Origin of the sequence: Nocardioides caricicola (genome assembly GCF_039541135.1) — a bacterium.
GTDB classification, from domain to species: Bacteria; Actinomycetota; Actinomycetes; order Propionibacteriales; family Nocardioidaceae; genus Nocardioides; species Nocardioides caricicola.
The window spans coordinates 1-19,254 of the sequence record NZ_BAABFQ010000010.1; the positions used below are offsets into that span (position 1 = coordinate 1).

16 protein-coding genes are annotated in these 19,254 nt (G+C 72.0%); 3 read left to right on the forward strand and 13 right to left on the reverse strand.

Annotated elements, in window-relative coordinates; all coding sequences use genetic code 11:
• Positions 1–290: 290 nt before the first annotated feature.
• Genes ABD875_RS20855 through argC form a run of 10 tightly spaced genes read right to left on the reverse strand, consistent with a single transcriptional unit; the run spans position 291 to position 9,957 of the window.
• Positions 291–878 (reverse strand): DNA-3-methyladenine glycosylase, encoded by a 588-nt coding sequence (locus ABD875_RS20855; protein WP_345181914.1) that lies wholly within the window; start codon positions 876–878, stop codon positions 291–293.
• Positions 862–2,253, reverse strand: coding sequence for an argininosuccinate lyase (gene argH, locus ABD875_RS20860; protein WP_345181916.1), 1,392 nt, complete (start codon positions 2,251–2,253; stop codon positions 862–864). Before argH ends, ABD875_RS20855 begins: the two co-directional genes overlap by 17 nt.
• Positions 2,250–2,723, reverse strand: coding sequence for an NUDIX hydrolase (locus ABD875_RS20865; RefSeq protein WP_345181918.1), 474 nt, complete (start codon positions 2,721–2,723; stop codon positions 2,250–2,252). Before ABD875_RS20865 ends, argH begins: the two co-directional genes overlap by 4 nt.
• Complete coding sequence (argG, locus tag ABD875_RS20870) at positions 2,723–4,156, reverse strand: argininosuccinate synthase (protein WP_345181920.1); 1,434 nt, start codon at positions 4,154–4,156, stop codon at positions 2,723–2,725. Before argG ends, ABD875_RS20865 begins: the two co-directional genes overlap by 1 nt.
• A 28-nt stretch (positions 4,157–4,184) precedes the next feature.
• On the reverse strand, positions 4,185–4,700 hold the full coding sequence (locus tag ABD875_RS20875; RefSeq protein WP_345181922.1) for an arginine repressor: 516 nt from the start codon (positions 4,698–4,700) through the stop codon (positions 4,185–4,187).
• Positions 4,697–5,623 carry an ornithine carbamoyltransferase gene (argF, locus tag ABD875_RS20880; protein ID WP_345181924.1) on the reverse strand — a complete coding sequence of 309 codons (927 nt, stop codon included), beginning with the start codon at positions 5,621–5,623 and terminating at the stop codon, positions 4,697–4,699. The genes ABD875_RS20875 and argF overlap by 4 nt, the downstream gene beginning before the upstream one ends.
• Positions 5,620–6,831, reverse strand: a complete 1,212-nt coding sequence (locus ABD875_RS20885; RefSeq protein WP_345181926.1) for an acetylornithine transaminase — start codon at positions 6,829–6,831, stop codon at positions 5,620–5,622. The genes argF and ABD875_RS20885 overlap by 4 nt, the downstream gene beginning before the upstream one ends.
• Complete coding sequence (argB, locus tag ABD875_RS20890) at positions 6,828–7,766, reverse strand: acetylglutamate kinase (RefSeq protein ID WP_345181928.1); 939 nt, start codon at positions 7,764–7,766, stop codon at positions 6,828–6,830. Before argB ends, ABD875_RS20885 begins: the two co-directional genes overlap by 4 nt.
• A complete protein-coding gene (argJ, locus tag ABD875_RS20895) occupies positions 7,763–8,914 on the reverse strand; it encodes a bifunctional glutamate N-acetyltransferase/amino-acid acetyltransferase ArgJ (RefSeq protein ID WP_345181930.1) in 1,152 nt (383 codons plus the stop codon). The genes argB and argJ overlap by 4 nt, the downstream gene beginning before the upstream one ends.
• Positions 8,911–9,957, reverse strand: coding sequence for an N-acetyl-gamma-glutamyl-phosphate reductase (argC, locus tag ABD875_RS20900; RefSeq protein ID WP_345181932.1), 1,047 nt, complete (start codon positions 9,955–9,957; stop codon positions 8,911–8,913). Before argC ends, argJ begins: the two co-directional genes overlap by 4 nt.
• Positions 9,958–10,027: 70 nt before the next feature.
• Here argC and ABD875_RS20905 point away from each other — a divergent pair, with 70 nt between their 5' ends.
• Genes ABD875_RS20905 through ABD875_RS20915 form a run of 3 tightly spaced genes read left to right on the forward strand, consistent with a single transcriptional unit; the run spans position 10,028 to position 12,690 of the window.
• A complete protein-coding gene (locus tag ABD875_RS20905; RefSeq protein WP_345181934.1) occupies positions 10,028–10,825 on the forward strand; it encodes a maleylpyruvate isomerase family mycothiol-dependent enzyme in 798 nt (265 codons plus the stop codon).
• Between the two features lie 51 nt (positions 10,826–10,876).
• The gene (locus tag ABD875_RS20910) at positions 10,877–11,866 is read left to right on the forward strand and encodes an ATP-binding cassette domain-containing protein (RefSeq protein WP_345181936.1); all 990 of its coding nucleotides are present in this window, start codon (positions 10,877–10,879) and stop codon (positions 11,864–11,866) included.
• Positions 11,863–12,690 (forward strand): ABC transporter permease, encoded by an 828-nt coding sequence (locus tag ABD875_RS20915; RefSeq protein ID WP_345181938.1) that lies wholly within the window; start codon positions 11,863–11,865, stop codon positions 12,688–12,690. Before ABD875_RS20910 ends, ABD875_RS20915 begins: the two co-directional genes overlap by 4 nt.
• Before the next feature lies 1 nt (position 12,691).
• Here ABD875_RS20915 and ABD875_RS20920 read toward each other — a convergent pair whose 3' ends face one another.
• The 3 genes from ABD875_RS20920 to pheS are packed head-to-tail and all read right to left on the reverse strand — an operon-like array spanning position 12,692 to position 19,231.
• Positions 12,692–15,664 carry an ATP-binding protein gene (locus tag ABD875_RS20920; protein WP_345181940.1) on the reverse strand — a complete coding sequence of 991 codons (2,973 nt, stop codon included), beginning with the start codon at positions 15,662–15,664 and terminating at the stop codon, positions 12,692–12,694.
• On the reverse strand, positions 15,645–18,128 hold the full coding sequence (gene pheT, locus ABD875_RS20925; RefSeq protein WP_345181942.1) for a phenylalanine--tRNA ligase subunit beta: 2,484 nt from the start codon (positions 18,126–18,128) through the stop codon (positions 15,645–15,647). The genes ABD875_RS20920 and pheT overlap by 20 nt, the downstream gene beginning before the upstream one ends.
• On the reverse strand, positions 18,125–19,231 hold the full coding sequence (gene pheS, locus ABD875_RS20930) for a phenylalanine--tRNA ligase subunit alpha (protein WP_345181944.1): 1,107 nt from the start codon (positions 19,229–19,231) through the stop codon (positions 18,125–18,127). Before pheS ends, pheT begins: the two co-directional genes overlap by 4 nt.
• Positions 19,232–19,254 lie beyond the last annotated feature (23 nt).

Here is a 19,254-nt window from a genome sequence, read left to right on the forward strand (position 1 = left end):
CATTACAAACTAATTCGTCGACTATGACACACTGTTGAGTTCTCAAGAATCAGACGCACACCGTGCTGGCCCTCTCGGACCCGCTGCGGGGCAACCTGCAGAAACTTACCGGCTTTGCTCGGCCCGGTCAACTTGGCGCTGATCCGGTCTCTTGCTCTGCCAGGCCACGCCAAGAAGACCCCCATCCAGACTGGCCTCTCGGCCGGGAGTGGGAGCCGCTTGCCGCGGCGAGAGAGAACATTACACGCGCTCTGCAGAGGTGCCAAACCGGGGTCGATCTGAGCGTGATCTCAGCGCGATCTACGCCGGAGCGGGGCCGCCGGACGGTAGGCGGAGACCGTCGGATCGCCGGTGATCCAGAACCGCCACGGCCGCTCCGGAGCACCCCGCAACCCGACGCGGGGACCCGTCGACACGGCATCGGGACGCTCCCCCGGCTCGAGGGTGATCGGGCCCGCTGCCAGATCGGTGCCGTCATGGGTGAGCTCGATGCCGAGCGCGCGGCACAGCCGGGCCGGGCCGCGCGCGAGATCGCGGTCCGTGGCGCCGGGACGACGCTCACGGGCGGTCTCGATGCCGTCGACGACCTCGCCGGCGCGGACCAGGACGGCACTGGCCGACCCGGTAGGGCCGCACACGACGTTGCAGCAGACGTGCATGCCGTAGGTGAAGTAGCAGTACAGGTGCCCGGGCGGGCCGAACATCACGGCGTTGCGCGGGGTCTGGCCACGGAAGGCGTGCGAGCCGGGGTCGTTCGCGCCGTCGTACGCCTCGACCTCCGTGAGCCGTACGGCGACGTCGCCGTGGCGGAGCACGGCGTTGAGCAGACCCGGCGCCACGTCGAGCACGGGGCCGGACAGGTCAGGCGAGGCGACCACGGAGCTCGGCGAGCTGTTCGCGGACCCGGACCGGGGCGGTGCCGCCGCGGCCGGTCCGCGAGGCGACCGACCCCTCGATGGTGAGGACCTCGCGGACGCTGGGAGTCAGCGCCGGGGAGATCTCGGCGAACTGCTCGTCGGTGAGGTCCGCGAGCTCGATGCCGAGCTCCTCGCAGCGGCGCACGCACGCGCCGGCGACCTCGTGGGCGATGCGGAACGGGACGCCCTCGCGCACCAGCCACTCGGCGATGTCGGTGGCGAGCGAGAAGCCCTGCGGCGCCAGCTCGGTCATCCGGTCGCGGTTGTAGACGAGCGTGGCGATCATCCCGGTGAACGCCGGGAGCAGGACCTCGAGGGTGTCGACGGAGTCGAACACCGGCTCCTTGTCCTCCTGCAGGTCGCGGTTGTACGCGAGCGGCAGCGCCTTGAGGGTGGCCATCAGCCCGGAGAGGTTGCCGATCAGGCGGCCGGCCTTGCCGCGGGCGAGCTCGGCGATGTCCGGGTTCTTCTTCTGCGGCATGATGCTCGACCCCGTCGACCACGAGTCGTGCAGCGTCACGAAGTCGAACTCACGGGTCGACCAGAGGATGACCTCCTCTGCGATTCGGCTGACGTCCACGCCGATCTGGGCGGCCACGTAGGCGAACTCGGCGACGAAGTCGCGCGAGGCGGTGCCGTCGATGGAGTTCGGCGACGAGCCCAGGAAGCCCAGCTCGGAGGCGACCAGCTCGGGGTCGAGCCCGAGGCTCGAGCCGGCCAGCGCTCCCCCGCCGTACGGCGACTCGGCCGCGGTACGGCGGCGCCAGTCGGCGAGCCGGTCGACGTCGCGCAGCAGCGCCCACGCGTGGGCCAACAGGTGGTGGGACAGCAGGACCGGCTGGGCGTGCTGCAGGTGCGTGCGCCCCGGCATGATCACGTCGAGGTGGGCCTCCGCCTGGGTGGCGAGCGCCTCCACGAGGTCGAGAACCTGGCGCGAGACCGTCTGCGCGTGGTCGAGCAGGAACGCCCGGAACAGCGTGGCGATCTGGTCGTTGCGACTGCGCCCGGCGCGCAGTCGGCCGCCGATGTCGGGGCCGATCTCCTCGAGCAGCAGCCGCTCGAGCGCGCCGTGGACGTCCTCGTCGGAGGGGTCCGGCTGCAGCGTGCCGTCGGTGTAGCGCTGCGCGAGCACGTCGAGGCCGCGGTGGATCTCCGCCTGGTGCTCGGGCGTGAGGTACCCGGCGGCGCCCAGGGCCTTGGCGTGGGCGTGGGAGCCGGCGATGTCGTACAGCGCCAGGCGCCAGTCGAAGTGCGTCGACCGCGAGAGCGCGTCCAGCTCCGGCGACGGACCGCCCTCGAAGCGCCCGCCCCACAGCTTGCCGGTGTTCGTACTCATGCTTCTCCCAGGATCTGCCGCACTGCGGCTCTCATCATCGTGGTCAGCTGCTCGTTCGCTGCAGACCCGTCGGCGTCCAGCGCGTCGGGGGTCCACCAGGCCGCCTGGTCGATCGTGCCGCGCTCCAGCGGCTCGAGGCCGTCGAAGTGCAGATCGGCGGTGTCATCGAGACGGACGGCGAAGTAGGTCTGGTCCTGCACGAGGTGCCAGAAGCCCCAGTCGAACTCCGCGAGCTCGTGGCCCACCGGCTCCCCCAGGTCGTCCGCCGAGATCACCAGGCCGGTCTCCTCACGCATCTCGCGCGCGGCGGCCGCGGCGAGCGACTCGTCGTGGTCGGCGGCCCCGCCGATGCTGAACCAGTACGGCGCCTCCGGGCGCACCGGGTCCCACCCGTGCAGGAGCAGGACCTCGCCGTTGCCGTTGACCGGGAGCACCCGGCCGGTGGTGCGGTGCCGTACGGGTCGGCTCATCAGTCGGTGCCGAGCTCCATCGCGGCCTGGTCGAGGGCGACCTCGTCGGGCTCGTCGAGGGCCTCCGGGTTGCGCGCGATCCGCTCCGCGCCGCCTGCCTCGAGGGCGCCGTACAGCGTGCCGTGCTCGACGAGGACCTGGCCCTGGTCGAGCGGCTGCGCGGCGTACTGCTCGAGCTTGGCGCGCGAGTCGGCGATGTCGAGGTTGCGCATGGTGAGCTGGCCGATCCGGTCGGTGGGACCGAAGGCGGCGTTCTCGGTGCGCTCCATCGAGAGCTTGTCCGGGTGGTAGGAGAACGCCGGGCCGTCGGTGCGCAGGATCGAGTAGTCCTCGCCGCGGCGCAGGCGCAGCGTGACCTCGCCGGTCACCAGCGAGGCGATCCAGCGCTGGATGGACTCCCGCAGCATCAGCGCCTGCGGGTCCAGCCAGCGGCCCTCGTAGAGCAGCCGGCCGAGGCGGCGGCCCTCACCGTGGTAGAGCGCGATCGTGTCCTCGTTGTGGATCGCGTTCAGCAGCCGCTCGTAGGCGATCCAGAGCAGCGCCATGCCCGGCGCCTCGTAGATGCCGCGCGACTTGGCCTCGATGATGCGGTTCTCGATCTGGTCGGACATGCCGAGTCCGTGCCGGCCGCCGATGGCGTTGGCCTCGAGGACCAGCGCCACCGAGTCGTCGTACGTCGTGCCGTTGATCGCGACCGGCCGGCCCTCGCGGAACTCGATCGTCACGTCCTCGGTCTCGATCTGGACCGACGGGTCCCAGAACTTCACGCCCATGATCGGCTCGACGACCTCGAGCGAGACGTCGAGGTGCTCGAGGGTCTTGGCCTCGTGGGTGGCGCCCCAGATGTTGGCGTCGGTCGAGTACGCCTTCTCCTGGGAGTCGCGGTAGGGCAGGTCGCGCTCGGTCAGCCACTGGCTCATCTCGGCGCGACCGCCGAGCTCGGTGACGAAGTCGGCGTCCAGCCAGGGCTTGTAGATCTGCAGCGACGGGTTCGCGAGCAGGCCGTAGCGGTAGAAACGCTCGATGTCGTTGCCCTTGAACGTCGAGCCGTCGCCCCAGATGTCGACGTCGTCCTCGTGCATCGCGCGGACCAGCATGGTGCCGGTGACGGCGCGGCCGAGCGGCGTCGTGTTGAAGTAGGCGCGCCCGCCGGAGCGGATGTGGAAGGCGCCGCAGGCCATCGCGGCCAGGCCCTCCTCGACCAGCTGGCGGCGGCAGTCGACGGCGCGGGCGAGCTCGGCGCCGTACTGGTAGGCGCGGCCGGGCACCCCGCTGATGTCCGGCTCGTCGTACTGGCCGATGTCCGCGGTGTAGGTGCACGGGATCGCACCCTTGGCGCGCATCCACGCCACCGCCACCGAGGTGTCCAAGCCTCCCGAGAACGCGATGCCGACACGCTTGCCGACCGGGAGGGACGTCAGGACCTTGCTCAAGAGATGTCTTCCTTCTGCTGGTGGCTGGCTACTGCTGGCTGGAGGCGAGGGCGAGGAACCGCTGCGCGAGCTTGGCGCCCCCCTCGGGGTCACGCGAGATCACGAGGACCGTGTCGTCGCCGGCGACCGAGCCCAGGATCTCGGGGAGCTCCGCCTTGTCGATCGCGGAGCCCAGGAAGTTCGCAGCCCCGGGCGGGGTCCGCAGCACGACCAGGTTGGCGCTGGCGTCGGCCCCGACGAGGAGCTCGCTGCACAGCTTGGCGAGGCGCGTGGCCGCGGCTGCGGTCTCCACGGGCGCGGCCGGTCGCCGGTCGCCGCCCTCGCTGGGCACGGCGTACACGAGCGAGCCGGAGGGGGCGCGCACCTTGATCGCGTCGAGCTCGACGAGGTCGCGCGACAGCGTCGCCTGGGTGACGTGCACGCCGCGCTCCGCGAGCCGGCCGGCGAGCTCCGCCTGGGAGCGCACCTCGCCGTGCGTGACCAGCTCCACGATCAGGTGGTGTCGCGAGCTCTTGGTCGTCGGTCGCAGCGTTGCGTCGTTCACGACATGGCCTCCTCGACCAGGAACGTCAGGATCGCCTTCTGCGCGTGGCGGCGGTTCTCGGCCTCGTCCCACACGACGCTCTGCGGTCCGTCGATGACCTCGGCGTCGATCTCCTTGCCGCGGTACGCCGGCAGGCAGTGCATCGCGATCGCGTCGGGATGGGCGTGCTCGAACAGGGCGGTCGTGAGGGAGAACGGCGCGAACACCGCGGCGCGGGCCTCCGCCTCCTCCTCCTTGCCCATCGAGATCCAGGTGTCGGTGACGACGACGTCCGCGCCGGTCACCGCGGCGACCGCGTCGGTCCCTGTGGTGGCGGAGCCGCCCGTGCCGGCCGCGATCTTCGCGGCACGCTCGACGATCGCGGCCTCGGGCAGGTAGCCGTCGGGCGAGGCGATGCGCACGTGCATCCCCGCCGTGGCGCCGGCGAGCAGCCAGGAGTTGCCCATGTTGCTGGCACCGTCGCCGACGAACGCGACCGTCAGGCCGGCGAGCTGCTGCTTGTGCTCGCGCACCGTCAGCAGGTCGGCGAGCAGCTGGCAGGGGTGGAACTCGTCGGTCAGCGCGTTCACGACCGGGACGCCGGCGTGCTCGGCCATCTCCTCGAGCCGGGACTGGGCGTAGGTGCGCCACACGATCACCGACGCCTGGCGCCCGAGCACCCGGGCGACGTCGGCGACCGACTCACGCACCCCGATGCCGGCGAGCGAGCCGTCGACGAGCATTGGGTAGCCACCCAGCTCGGCGATGCCGGCCGCGAACGACGCCTGCGTGCGCAGGGTCTGCTTGTCGAAGATCATCGCGACCGTGCGCGGGCCGGCCAGCGGCTTCGCGTCGTACGGCGCCTGCTTGAGCTCGAAGGCGAGGTCGAGGACTCGCGCCTGCTCCTCCGGAGTCAGGTCGTCGTCCGCCAGGAAGTGCCTCATACGCCCGCCTCGTCCAGGATGCCCGGCCACGCGGCCAGGAACGCGTTGGCGTCGTCCTCGCTCAGGATCAGCGGCGGAGCCAGGCGGATCCGCTTCGGCGTCGCGTTGTTGACGATGAAGCCCGCCCTGCGCGCGGCGAGCAGGACGTCGGCGGACGACTCGCTGACCAGGTCCAGCCCGATCAGCAGACCCTCGCCGCGGACCTCGGTGACGCGCGGGTCGGCGGCGAGGCCGTCGCGGATCTTCTGCCCCAGCACGGTCACGTGCTCGAGCAGGTTCTCCTCCTCGATCGTGCGGATCACCGCGAGCGCGGCCGCGCAGGCGACGGGGTTGCCGCCGAAGGTCGTGCCGTGGTTGCCGGGCTGCAGCAGGTCGCCCGCGGCGCCGATCCCGATGCAGGCGCCGATCGGGAACCCGCCGCCGAGGCCCTTGGCGACCGTGACGATGTCGGGGCGCACTTGGTTTCGAGACGGGCGCTGCGCGCCCTCCTCAACCACCGAGTTTCCCTGGAAGGCGAACCACTGACCGGTGCGGCCCATCCCGGACTGCACCTCGTCGAGCCACAGCAGCGCGCCGTGCTGGTCGGCGATCGCGCGGGCGGCCGCGAGGTAGCCCTCGGGCGCCACATTCACGCCCGCCTCGCCCTGCAGGGGCTCCAGCAGGATCGCGGCGGTCTGGTCGGTGACGGCGGCGGCGAGCGCGTCGGCATCGCCGTACGGGACGAACGTGACGTCACCCGGGAGTGGCTCGAACGGTGCCCGGTACGCCTCCTTCGAGGTCAGCGCCAGCGCGCCCATGGTGCGGCCGTGGAAGGAGGTCTCGGCGGCGACCACGTGAGTGCGGCCGGTACGCCGGGTCATCTTGAACGCGGCCTCGTTGGCCTCGGTGCCGGAGTTGGTGAAGAACACCTTGCCGCCGCCGGCACCCACGCCGACCAGCTCGAGCAGCCTCTCGGCGAGCTCGACCTGCGGCTCGGAGGTGAAGAAGTTCGACACGTGGCCGAGCGTCTGCAGCTGGGTCGTGACCGCCTCGACCAGGGCCGGGTGGCCGTGGCCGAGCGCGTTGACCGCGATGCCGCCGAGCAGGTCGACATACTCGTTGCCGTCGGCGTCCCAGACGTGCGCGCCCTCGCCGCGGGTGAGGACGAGCGCGGGCGGGCCGAACGTGTTCATCACCGAGGCGGTGTACCGCTCCTGGTAGCTGCTCACTGGGCGTCCCTCGCCTTCCGGGTCTTGGTCTCAACGCCGGGCAGCACCTGGGTGCCGACGCCCTCGTTCGTGAAGAGCTCGAGCAGCACGGCGTGCGGCTCGCGGCCGTCGACCACCGTCGCGCGCGGGACTCCCCCGCGCACGGCCTGCAGGCACGCGCCCATCTTCGGGATCATGCCGGACGCGAGCGTCGGGAGGATCTCCTCGAGCGCCTCCGGGCTGATCTCGCCGATCACGTCGTCGGACTTCCCCCAGTCGAGGTAGAGGCCCTCGACGTCGGTGAGCACGAGCAGCTTCTCGGCCTCCAGCGCGATCGCCAGCGCGGCGGCGGCGGTGTCGGCGTTGACGTTGTGGACGACCCCGCTGAGGTCGGGCGCGACACTGGAGACGACCGGGATCCGGCCGGCCTCGATCAGGTCGAGCACCGACTCGGGGCGCACCTCGGTGACCTCGCCGACCAGGCCGAGGTCGATCTCCTCGCCGTCGACGACGGTGCCGGTCGTGGTCGCCGTGAACAGGCCGGCGTCCTCCCCCGAGCAGCCGACCGCGAGCGGGCCGTGCTCGTTGATCAGCCCGACGAGCTCGCGCTGCACCTGGCCGACGAGCACCATCCGGACGACGTCCATCGCCTCGGGCGTGGTGACGCGGAGACCGCCGCGGAACTCGGACTCGATGCCGAGCTTGTCGAGCATCTGCGAGATCTGCGGGCCGCCGCCGTGGACGACGACCGGCTTGAAGCCGGCGAACCGCAGGAAGGCGATGTCCTCGGCGAACGCCCGCTTCAGCGTCTCGTCGGTCATCGCGTTGCCGCCGTACTTCACCACGACGATCTTGCCGTGGTAGCGCTTCAGCCAGGGCAGCGCGGCGGCCAGCGTGCGGGCCTTGGCCGGGTCCGGCTTCGACGGGTCGTGGTGGACGTGGTCGATGACGCTCATGACGAGTACGCGCTGTTCTCGTGGACGTAGGCGTGGGTCAGGTCGTTCGTCCAGACCGTCGCCCGCTCGGGACCGGACTTCAAGTCGATGGTCACGCTCACCTCACGCGGCTTCAGGTCGACCTCGGACGGGTCGGCGTACGGCGTGGACTGCTTGCAGACCCAGACGCCGTTCATCGCGACGTCGAGGTCGGCCGGGTCGAACTGCGCGCTGGTCGTGCCGATGCTGGCGAGCACCCGGCCCCAGTTGGGGTCGTTGCCGAAGACCGCCGCCTTGAAGAGGTTCGACCGGGCGACGCTGCGGCCGACCTCGACGGCCTCGTCCTCGGTGGCGGCGTTCAGGACCGTGATCGCGATCTCGTGGTCGGCGCCCTCGGCGTCCTTCAGCAGCTGCATCGCGAGGTCGGTGCAGGCCTGGGTGAGCGCGGCGGTGAAGTCGTCGAGGCTCGGCGTGATGCCGCTGGCACCGGAGGCCATGAGGGTCACGGTGTCGTTGGTCGACATGCAGCCGTCGGAGTCGAGCCGGTCGAAGCTGACCCGGGTGGCGGCGCGCAGCGCGGTGTCGAGGTCTGCGGCCGGGACCACGGCGTCGGTGGTGAGGACGACGAGCATGGTGGCCAGCTGGGGCGCGAGCATGCCGGCGCCCTTGGCCATGCCGCCGATCGTCCAGCCGGCACCCTCGACGACGACCTGCTTGCTGACCGAGTCGGTGGTCATGATCGCGTGCGCGGCGTCGTCTCCCCCGTCGGCCGAGAGCGCGTCGTACGCCGCGGCCGCGCCGGCGAGGACCTGCGTGCGGTCGTTGGTGAGCCCGATCAGGCCGGTCGAGCAGACCACCACGTCGATCGCGCCGAAGCCGAGCTTGTCCGCGACGGCCTCGGCGACCGCGTGCGTGGTCTGGAAGCCTTCGGGGCCGGTGTAGCAGTTGGCCCCGCCCGAGTTGAGGAAGACCGCGCGGACGGTGCCGTCCTTGACCGCCTCCTGGCTCCAGAGGACCGGGTTGGCCTTGCAGCGGTTGGCGGTGAAGACGCTGGCCGAGTCGAACGTCGGGCCGTCGTTGACGACGAGCGCGACGTCCTTGGCGCCGGTGGACTTGAGGCCGGCGGCAACGCCGGCGGCGCGGAAACCCTGGGGGGCGGTGACAGTCATGGGGCTACTCCTACGGTCGAGAGGCCCAGCCCTTCGTCGAGGCCGAGCGCGAGGTTCATGCACTGGACGGCAGCGCCGGCGGTGCCCTTGGACAGGTTGTCCACGGCACCGACGGCGATCATTCGTCGTGCGTCCTCGTCGACCGTCACCTGCAAGTGAACGGAGTTGGATCCGGTGACGGACTTGGTCTGCGGCCACTGCCCCTGCGGGAGCAGGTGGACGAAGGGCTCGTCGGCGTACGCCTTGGCGTAGACCTCGTAGACGTCGTCGGCGGTAGCGGTGCCGGTGAGCTTCGCCGAGCAGGTGGCGAGGATGCCGCGCGGCATCGGCACCAGCAGCGGGGTGAAGCTGACGCGGACGGTGCCCTCGGTCAGCTTCGAGAGGTTCTGGGTGATCTCGGGCGTGTGCCGGTGCGCGCCGCCGACGCCGTACGCACTGGCGTTGCCCATGACCTCGCTGCCGAGCAGGTGCGGCTTCGCGGCCTTACCGGCGCCGCTGGTGCCCGATGCGGCCACGACGGTGACGTCGGGCTCGACGATCCCGGCAGCGACGGCCGGGGCCAGGCTCAGCGTGGAGACCGTCGGGTAGCAGCCGGGGACGGCGATGCGCGTCGCGCCGGTGAGCTGCTCACGCTGGCCGGGGAGCTCGGGCAGGCCGTAGGGCCAGGTGCCGGCGTGGTTGCCGCCGTAGAACTTGTCCCAAGCCGCGGGGTCGGCGAGCCGGAAGTCCGCACCGCAGTCGATGACGACCGTGCTGGGGTCGGCCGCCCCGAGCAGCGCGGCGATGTCGCCGGACTGCCCGTGCGGGAGCGCGAGGAAGACCACGTCGTGGCCGCGCAGCGTGTCGAGGCTGGTCTCGACGAGCACCCGGTCGGCGAGCGGGACGAGGTGCGGCTGGAGTGCCCCCAGCGGCTGGCCCGCGTTGGACGCGCCCGTGAGGGCGCCAATCTCGACCTCGGGGTGGGCCAGCAACAGGCGCAGCAGCTCGCCGCCGGCGTACCCACTGGCTCCGGCAACCGCGATCTTGATGCTCGGCATGCGCATGACTATACACAGGTTCGTATGTTCATGAATTGCGAATGCGGCGTGTCGTGGGGGCGTCTAGGTTCGCGCCATGGCCCGACTTCCGTACGAAGAGTACCTGCGACACCTCCGATCCGACTCCGCCCGGCTGCGGGAGGTGCTGACCGGCTGCGACCCGGAGGCGCGGGTCCCAGGGTGTCCCGACTGGTCCGCGCGCGACCTCCTCGGCCACCACGCGGGCGTGCTGATGTTCTGGTCGACGATCATCGAGCAGCGCCCCGAGGGCCCCGCCGAGGACTGGACCGAGCCGGAGCTGCCGACGGCGTACGACGAGCTGCTGGCGCTGCACGCGGAGCAGGACGCCCGGCTGGGCGCGGCCCTTGCCGCCGCCGACCCCGCCGAGCCGGCGTGGAGCTGGTCGCCCGATCAGACCGTCGGCTTCACGTTCCGCCGCCAGGCGCACGAGGCGCTCATCCACCGTCTCGACGCCGAGCAGACCGCCGGACAGGTCACGACGCTGGACCCGGCCCTCGCCGCCGACGGCGTCGACGAGGCCCTCGACGTCATGTTCGGGGGCACTCCCGCGTGGGGACAATTCGACGGCACGGGCGGGGTCGTGCGGGTCGACATCACCGACCGCGACGAGTCCGTGTGGGTCGCGACCGGCCGGTTCACCGGGACCGATCCCGAGAGCGGCACCAGCTACGACGAGGACGACATCTCGAAGACGGACCCGCGCGAGGGCGCGCCCGACGCCGTCGTCAGCGGGACCGCGGCCGACCTCGACGCCTGGCTGTGGCGCCGAGGCGACGACACGGCCGTCTCCGTCACCGGCGACCCGGCGGTGAGCGACCACTTCCGGCGCTGCGTGAACCAGGCGATCAACTGACTGAAACCACGGTGAAGGTGGGCTGAAACCGGCCCACCCCACTGTGGTCGCATGACACGAGTACCTGACACCGACCTGGCCGTCGCCGCCGCCGGTCTGGTCAAGACGTTCGGCGAGCACCGCGCGGTCGACCACGTCGACCTCGAGGTCCGTCGCGGCGAGGTCTTCGGCGTGCTCGGCCCCAACGGCGCCGGCAAGACCACCACCCTCAAGATGCTCGCGACGCTGCTGTCGATGGATGGCGGCGAGGCCCGCATCTTCGGCGTCGACGTACGCCGCGAGCCGCACATGATCCGTCAGCTCGTCGGCGTGACCGGGCAGTACGCCTCGGTCGACGAGAACCTCACCGGCTACGAGAACCTCTGGCTCTTCGGCCGGCTGCAGGGGCTCTCGTCGTCGCGGTCGAGGGCCACAGCGCACGACCTGCTCGAGCGGTTCGGCCTCAGCGAGGCACGCGACAAGCAGATCAAGACGTTCTCCGGCGGCATGCGCCGGCGCCTGGACCTGGCCGCCAGCCTGATCTCCCAGCCTCCGCTGATCTTCCTCGACGAGCCGACCACGGGCCTCGACCCGCGCACCCGCGGTCAGATGTGGGACACCATCCGCGACCTCATCCGCGGCGGCAGCACCGTGCTGCTCACGACCCAGTACCTCGACGAGGCCGACCAGCTGGCCGGGCGGATCGCGGTGATCGACCGCGGCCGCAAGGTCGCCGAGGGCACGCCCGACGAGCTCAAGACGTCCGTGGGCAGCTCGACGCTGCAGCTGCGGATGTCCGAGGCCGCCGACACCGCCGAGGCGGTCGACGTCGTACGGCGCGTCCTCGGCGAGGAGCCCGTGCTCACGCCGGAGGCCGGCGGCATGAACGCCGCGCTCACCGACGCCAACCGGGCCGCCGACGTGCTGATCGCGCTGCGCCAGTCCGGGCTGTCGATCGCGAGCGCGACGGTCCAGAAGCCCACCCTCGACGAGGTGTTCATGGCCATCACCGGCCACGGCGCCGAGGACGAGACCGACTCCCCGATGGAGGTCGTCCGATGACCACCCTGCTCCCCGAGCGCGAGACGACCGAGGTCCTGGACCGGACCGTCGTCGCCCGTCCGTCGCTGCGCGACACGGTCGACCACAGCCTGGCGATGGCGTGGCGCGCGCTGAAGAAGATGCGCCGCAATCCCGAGCAGTGGTTCGACGTCACGCTGCAGCCGCTGCTGTTCACCGCGATGTTCGCCTACATCTTCGGCGGCGCGATCTCCGGCAGCGTCGAGGACTACCTCCCGATCGTGATCACCGGCATCCTCGCCCAGACCGCGCTGACCGCCTGCATGGCGACCGGCATCCAGCTGCGGGAGGACATGGACAAGGGCGTCTTCGATCGCTTCAAGTCCCTCCCGATCGCCCGGATCGCTCCCCTGGTCGGGCCGGCGGTCGCGGACCTGATCCGCTACGCCACCGCGGCAACGCTGACGATCCTCACCGGCGTGCTGATGGGCTACCGGCCCGGCGGCGGCGTACCGGGTGTGCTGGCCGGCTGGGTGCTGACCGTGGTCGCGGGCTGGTCGCTGGCGTGGATCTTCACCTACTTCGGCACCCGGGCGCGCAGCGCGCAGGCCGTGCAGGGCATCTCGATGATGGTGATGTTCCCGCTGACGTTCCTGTCGAACGCGTTCGTCCCGGCCGAGACGCTGCCGGGCTGGCTGGAGGCGTTCGTGAACGTCAACCCGGTGTCGCTGGTCATCTCGGCGCTGCGCGACCTGATGAACGAGGGCGCCGTGACCGCGAACGTCGGCTGGGCGCTGCTCGGCTGCGGGATCGTGGTCGCGATCTTCCTGCCGCTCTCGGTGCGCAGCTACAACCGGAAGATGTAGCTCAGCCGAGCCGGCCGACGAGGTCCATGACCTCGGCCCGGAGGTCGGCGGTCCTGCGGGGCTGGAGCTCCGCGCGGACCCGGGCCACCTCGCCGGGGAGGACCGCCTCGGCGAGCGCCTCGACCGGGCCCCAGGCCAGGCTCGGCAGCTGCCGGTTGTAGCCGAAGCGGTCGGCGTACACGAGCAGCCGTACGGCGCGGTCGGCCCGGTCCGGGTCGATCGCGTCGTCGGTGAGCTCCCACATCGCGAGCGCGAAGAGCACCGAGCCGTAGACCGGGTAGTCGAGCAGGGCCACGGAGCCCCCGAGGATGTCCGGCGACTTGCGCAGCAGGTCGAGGCGCATGCCGACGACCTCCTCGCGGGCCCCGTGCCGGACGTGCGCGGCGACCGCCGCGGACTGGGCGTACAAGGTCCACGGCTCGAAGCCGAGCAACGCCTCCATGCCGGGGAAGTTGCGTCCCGCGAGCGTCGCGACGGCGTGACGGTAGCCGCGCAGGCCCTCCTCGACGTTGCCGGCCGCGAGCTCGAGCTCGGGCCGGGCGCAGAGCAGGATGACCGCGGCGCCGAAGATGCCGCCCCCGCTGTCCTCGGCCTCGATCTCGTCGAAGATCCGCCGCGCCTCGTCGATGCGGCCGTCCTCCATGGCGCCCATGGCCAGGACCGCCCGGAGCTGGGCGACGTCCTCCTCCGCGCCGAGGGCCCTCAGGGCGGGGATGGCGGCACTGGCGAACCCGAGCGCCTCCTCGACGTCCCCCACCTGCAACGTCAACCCCGCGAGCTGGGCACGCACCAGGGCGGCGGACCACGGCCCGTCCTCGGCGTCGTCGGCGAGCGCCAGCGCCCGCAGGCCGCACTCCCTGGAGAGCGCCAGGTCGCCCTGGTTCTCGTGGAACTGGCACAGCCACTGGAGTGCGACCTGCGCGACGCGACGGTCCTCGTGGGTCGTCAGCGCCTCCAGGTCGTCCAGCTTCTCCGCGGCGGCAGCGAGCAGGACCGTGGTCGAGATCTGGCCCCGCGTGCTGCCGGAGCCCGGGCCGAGCTCCTCGAGCCGGTCGAAGCAGCGGCCGGCGACCGAGTCGGAGAAGATCAGCGAGTTGAAGGCGATGGCGGCCAGCGTGGTCCGCAGCGCCTCCTCGTGCTCCGGGGCAGCCGTTGCCTCCAGCACGACGTGCTCGACCTCGGGCGCGATGTTGACCACCTTGAGGTGGCTCCCCTCGATCGTCCAGAAGTCCGACAGGCAGGCCATCAGCACGACGACCCCGTCGACGTCGCTCTCACGCAGGCAGCGCCGGAGGAGGTCGACGAGGTTGCCCTCCTCGCGGCGGATCTCGGTCATGGTCTCGACCTGGTGCGGGCCGAACAGCCGCTCCTCGGCACGCTGCGCGAACGCGACGCCCCACGCCTGCAACCGGGCCAGCGTCCCGGCGTCGTCACCCGCGTCGATGAGCTGCATCTGCCCGAACTCGCGCACGGTCTCGAGCAGCCGGTAGCGCAGCCCGTCGGCTCCCTCGACGACGGTGACCAGGGACTGGTCCACGAGGCTCGACAGCGCCCCCAGCGCGTCGGAGCCGACGACCGCGTCCGCTCCGTCGAGCGAGAACCCGTCACGGAACACCGCGAGCCGGCGCAGCGCGGTCCGCTCCGACTCGTCGAGCAGGTTCCAGCTCCAGTCGATGACCGCCAGCAGGGTCTGGTGCCGCTCCGGGGCGTCGCGGCTCCCGCCACGCAGCAGCGAGAAGCGGTTCTCGAGCCGCCGCTCGATCTCGGCGACCGACATCACGCGCACCTTGGCGGCCGCGAGCTCGACCGCCAGGGGCAGGCCGTCGAGCCGGGCGACCAGCGACCGCACCTCGGCCGGGTCGAGCCGGACGCCGGGACGCGCTGCGGTGGCGCGCTCGCCGAAGAGCTCGACGGCGTCGTCGAGACCGAGCTGAGGCAGCTGGTAGACCCGCTCGGCGGTGAGGCCCAGCGGCGCGCGCGTCGTGGTCAGCACCCGCAGCGACGGGGTCCGCTGCACCAGCACGGAGACCAGGTCCGCGACCGCGTCGACCAGGTGCTCGCAGTTGTCCAGGATCAGCAGCGCCGGGGCAGTCCCGACCTGGTCGATGATCCGGCCGACCAGGTCGGTGCGCTTCGCGGCCGCCGAGGTCAGGCGGCCCGCGACGGACTCGCGGACCCCGAGTACGTCGCCGACCTCGACCGCGACGCCCTCGGGCGAGGTGACGCCGGCGAGCTCGACGAAGTGCACGACCGGCTGCTCGGCGAGACGGCCCATCAGGTGCGCGAGCCGGGTCTTGCCGAGACCGCCGGGCCCGACGATCGAGGTCACCCGGGCGGTGCGGATCATCTCCTCGAGGGCGACCACGTCGTCCGCGCGGCCGATCAGCCGGGACGCCTCGTAGAGCAGCCCCTCGCGGACCGGGTGGTCACGCGCGAGCAGCTCCGCGTGCAGGGCCTGCAGCTCCGGGCTCGGGTCGACGCCCAGCCGGTCGGCGAGCCGTTCCCGGTAGGACTCATAGCGCTCGAGCGCCGCCGGCACGCCGTGAACGCCGGCGACGGAGCGCAGCAGCGCGGCGACCACCTCGTCGTCCGGGTCCGCCCGCTCGAGCAACGCGAGCGCCGCGGCGTACTCCCCCGCGGCGGCGAGCCGCAGCCCCTCGGGGCGCAGCGCCCAGGCGTCGACCTCGGGGGTCGTCAGCGCGAGCCGGTACCCCCGCGCGGTGCGCTCGATCGCGTCCGCGCTCGTGGCCGAGCGGGCCCGCGAGACCACGACCTGGAGGGCCTTGGTGGGGTTCGCGGGGACGTCGTCGCCCCAGACCTCCTCCACCAGCGCGGTCTCGGAGAGCCCACGGGAACCGGCCTCGACGAGGGCGCGCAGCAGCGCGTGGGTGCGCTCACCCGGGACGGGGGTGCCGTCCCAGGTGACGTCGTCGAGGACCGCGAGTCGCGGTCCGTCAGCTGCGCTGGACGGCACCGGTCCGCTCGGCGGCCAGCGCGACGGCCGCGTCGCGGGCGGCCGCGGTCTCCTCCTCGGTGAGGGTGCGGTCCGGGGCGCGGAAGCGCAGGGCGAAGGCGAGTGACTTCTTGTCCGCGCCCAGCTGCTCGCTGGTGTAGACGTCGAACAGCCGGATGGACTCCAGCAGGTCGCCGGCACCCTCGCGCAGCGCGGCCTCGACGTCGGCCGAGGTCACGTCGGCCGCCACCACGAGAGCGACGTCCTCCTTGGCCTGCGGGTACGTCGAGAAGTCCGGCCCCGGGGTGACGTCGCGGGCGTGCTTCATCAGCAGATCGAGGTCGATCTCGACCGCGGCACTGCGGACCGGGATCCCGAACGCCGCGCAGACCTTGGGGTGGAGCTCGCCCGCGTGGCCGAGCTCGACGCCGGCGACACGCAGCTGGGCGCAGCGGCCGGGGTGCCACGGCGCGCGGCTCGCGGCGACGACCTCGAGCTCGACGCCGAGCTCGGCGGCCAGCCGGCGGACCAGCCCGATCGCGTCGGCCCAGCCGGCCTCGCGGCCCTCGCCCCACCAGCCGGCGCGCTCCCGCTCGCCGGAGAGCACCACCGCGAGGTGCAGCGGCTGCTCAGGCAGCGCCTCGAACAGCTTGGCGAGCTCGCTGTCGCTCGGACGCCAGTCGACGCCGTAGATCGGAGCCGGACCGCGGTCGACGGGGAACGCGACCGTGCCGGTCTCGAACAGCGACACCCCGCTCGCGCCCCGGCTCAGGTTCCGGGCCGCGGCCTTCAGCAGGCCGGGCAGCAGCGTCGTGGTGTACGACGGCTCCTCGCTGGAGAGCGGGTTGGCGAGCCGCACCGTCGTCCGCAGCGGGTCGTCGGCCGGCAGGCCGAGCGCGTCGAGCGCCGCGTCGCCGATGAACGGGAAGCTGATCACCTCGACGCAGCCGGCGCCGGCCAGCGTCCGGCCGACCCGGCGCCGCAGCCGCTGCTCGCGGGTGAGCCCGCGGCCGGCGGCGTCGCGCGGCAGCACCGACGGGACGTTCTCGTAGCCGACGATCCGGGCGACCTCCTCGACCAGGTCGAACGGGTCGTTGAGGTCGGGCCGCCACGGCGGCGGGGTCGCGGTGAGCGTGCTGTCGTCCTTCACCAGCGCGCAGCCGACGGCCTCCAGGTTGGCGACCGTGGTCGCCGCGTCGATGTCCATGCCGGACACCCGCGCGGGCAGGTCGTAGGAGATCGTGATGTGCGGGCGTTCCGGCGCGGTGCCGACCACCGTGACGCCGGGGTCGGCCGTGCCGCCGCCGTACGTCGTCAGCAGCTCGACGACCCGGTCGGCCGCCGCAGGCGTGATCACGGGGTCGACGCCGCGCTCGTTGCGCTTCCCGGCCTCGGAGCTGATCTTGTGGCGCTTGCCGGTGCGGAACATCGAGGTCGCGTCCCAGTGCGCCGCCTCGACCAGCACGTTCGTGGTGGTCTCCGACATCTCGGTGGTCTCGCCACCCATCACGCCGCCGAGGCCGATGATCCCGGAGTCGTCGGTGACGACCAGGTCCTCGGCCGACAGCGTGCGCAGCGTCCCGTCGAGCGTGGTGAGGGTCTCCCCCTCGGCCGCCCGGCGGACCCGGATCGGGCCCTGGAGCTTGTCGGCGTCGTAGCCGTGGATCGGACGGCCGGTCTCGAGCATGACGTAGTTGGTGACGTCGACGGCCAGCGAGATCGGGCGCATGCCCGCCTGCTGCAGCCGGGTGGCCATCCAGTCCGGGGTCGGCGCCGCCGGGTCGAAGCCGGTGACCTTGCGGGCCACGAACATCGGGCAGCCGACCGGGTCGTCGACGACGACCGGGTAGCCGTCGCGGTTCGGCCCCGGGACGTCGCGGTCGGCGGGGTCGCGGTACGGCGCACCGTAGGCGAGCGCAGCCTCGCGGGCGATGCCGCGCAGCGACAGCGCGTAGGCCCGGTCGGGGTTGATCTCGAACTCGACGACCTCCTCGCGGAGACCGAGCACGTCGAACGCGTCGTCACCGGGAGCGCCGGCTGCGGCCGGGAGCACGATGATGCCGTCGTGGTCGTCGCCGAGGCCGAGCTCGCGCGCGGAGCAGATCATGCCCGCGGAGAGGTGGCCGTAGGTCTTGCGCGCGGAGATCTCGAAGTTCCCGGGCAGCACGCCGCCGGGCAGGATCACCACGACCAGGTCGCCGGGCGCGAAGTTGTGCGCGCCGCACACGATGCCCTGGGGCTCACCGGTGCCGTTGGCGTCGCCGACGTCGACGGTGCACCAGTTGATGGTCTTGCCGTTCTTCTGCGGCTCGGGCTCCATCGTGAGCACCCTGCCGACGACGAGCGGGCCGGTGATGCCGGCGCTGGCGCTCTCGATCGCCTCGAGCTTGAGCCCGAGCGCGGTGAGCCGCGCGGTGAGGTCCTCGGTGGTGACGCCGTCCGGGAGGTCGACGTACTCACGGATCCAGCTGACGGGTGCCTTCACAGCTCACTTCCGAACGCAGTGGTGAAACGGATGTCGCCCTCGAACAGCTCCCGCAGGTCCTCGATCCCCTGACGGAACATCAGCGTCCGGTCGATGCCCATGCCGAACGCGAAGCCGGTGTAGCGCTCCGCGTCGACGCCGCAGGCGGCCAGGACGCGCGGGTTCACGACCCCGCAGCCGCCCCACTCGATCCAGCCCTCACCGCGACAGGTGCGGCAGGAGGTGCCGTCGAGCACGCCGGAGCCACGGCACACGAAGCAGACCAGGTCGACCTCGGCGCTGGGCTCGGTGAACGGGAAGTACGACGGGCGGAAGCGCGTGTTGATCCCCTCGCCGAACATCTGCGCGGCGAAGTGGTCGAGCGTGCCCTTGAGGTTGGCCATCGTGATGCCCTCGTCGATGGCGAGACCCTCGACCTGGTGGAAGACCGGGCTGTGCGTGGCGTCGTACTCGTCGGTGCGGAACACCCGCCCCGGGCAGACGACGTAGATCGGGGGCTGGCGGGTGAGCATCGTGCGCGCCTGGACCGGCGAGGTGTGCGTGCGCAGGACCACGTGGTTCTCGACCGGCTCGGTCCAGAACGTGTCCTGCATGGTGCGGGCCGGGTGGTCCGGGCCGAGGTTGAGCGCGTCGAAGTTGAGCCACTCGGCCTCAATGACCGGGCCCTCGGCGACCTCCCAGCCCATCGCGACGAAGATGTCGGCGATCAGCTCGGAGCCGGTGGTGATCGGGTGCCGGGCGCCGGCCGGGACGCGGTCGGTCGGCAGCGTCACGTCGACGGTCTCCTCGACCAGCATCCGCTCCTCGTGCTCGGCCTCCAGCACCTCCTGGCGCGCGGCCAGCGCCTGGTTGACGGCACCCCGGGCCTGACCGATCCGCTGGCCGGCCTCCTTGCGGGCCTGGGGCGGCAGCGCGCCGATCTCCCGGTTGGCCAGCGCGAGCGGCGAGCGGTCACCCGCGTGGTCGATCCGCACCTGCTTGAGGTCGGCGAGGTCGGTGGCTGCGGCGATCGCGGCGAGAGCGGCGTCGCGGGCGGCCTCCACCTCTTCCGGCTTCAACGGCGTGACCTCCACAGGGTCGTAGTCGGTGTTGGGTCCTGACACGGGGACGAGTCTAGGAACCCGGG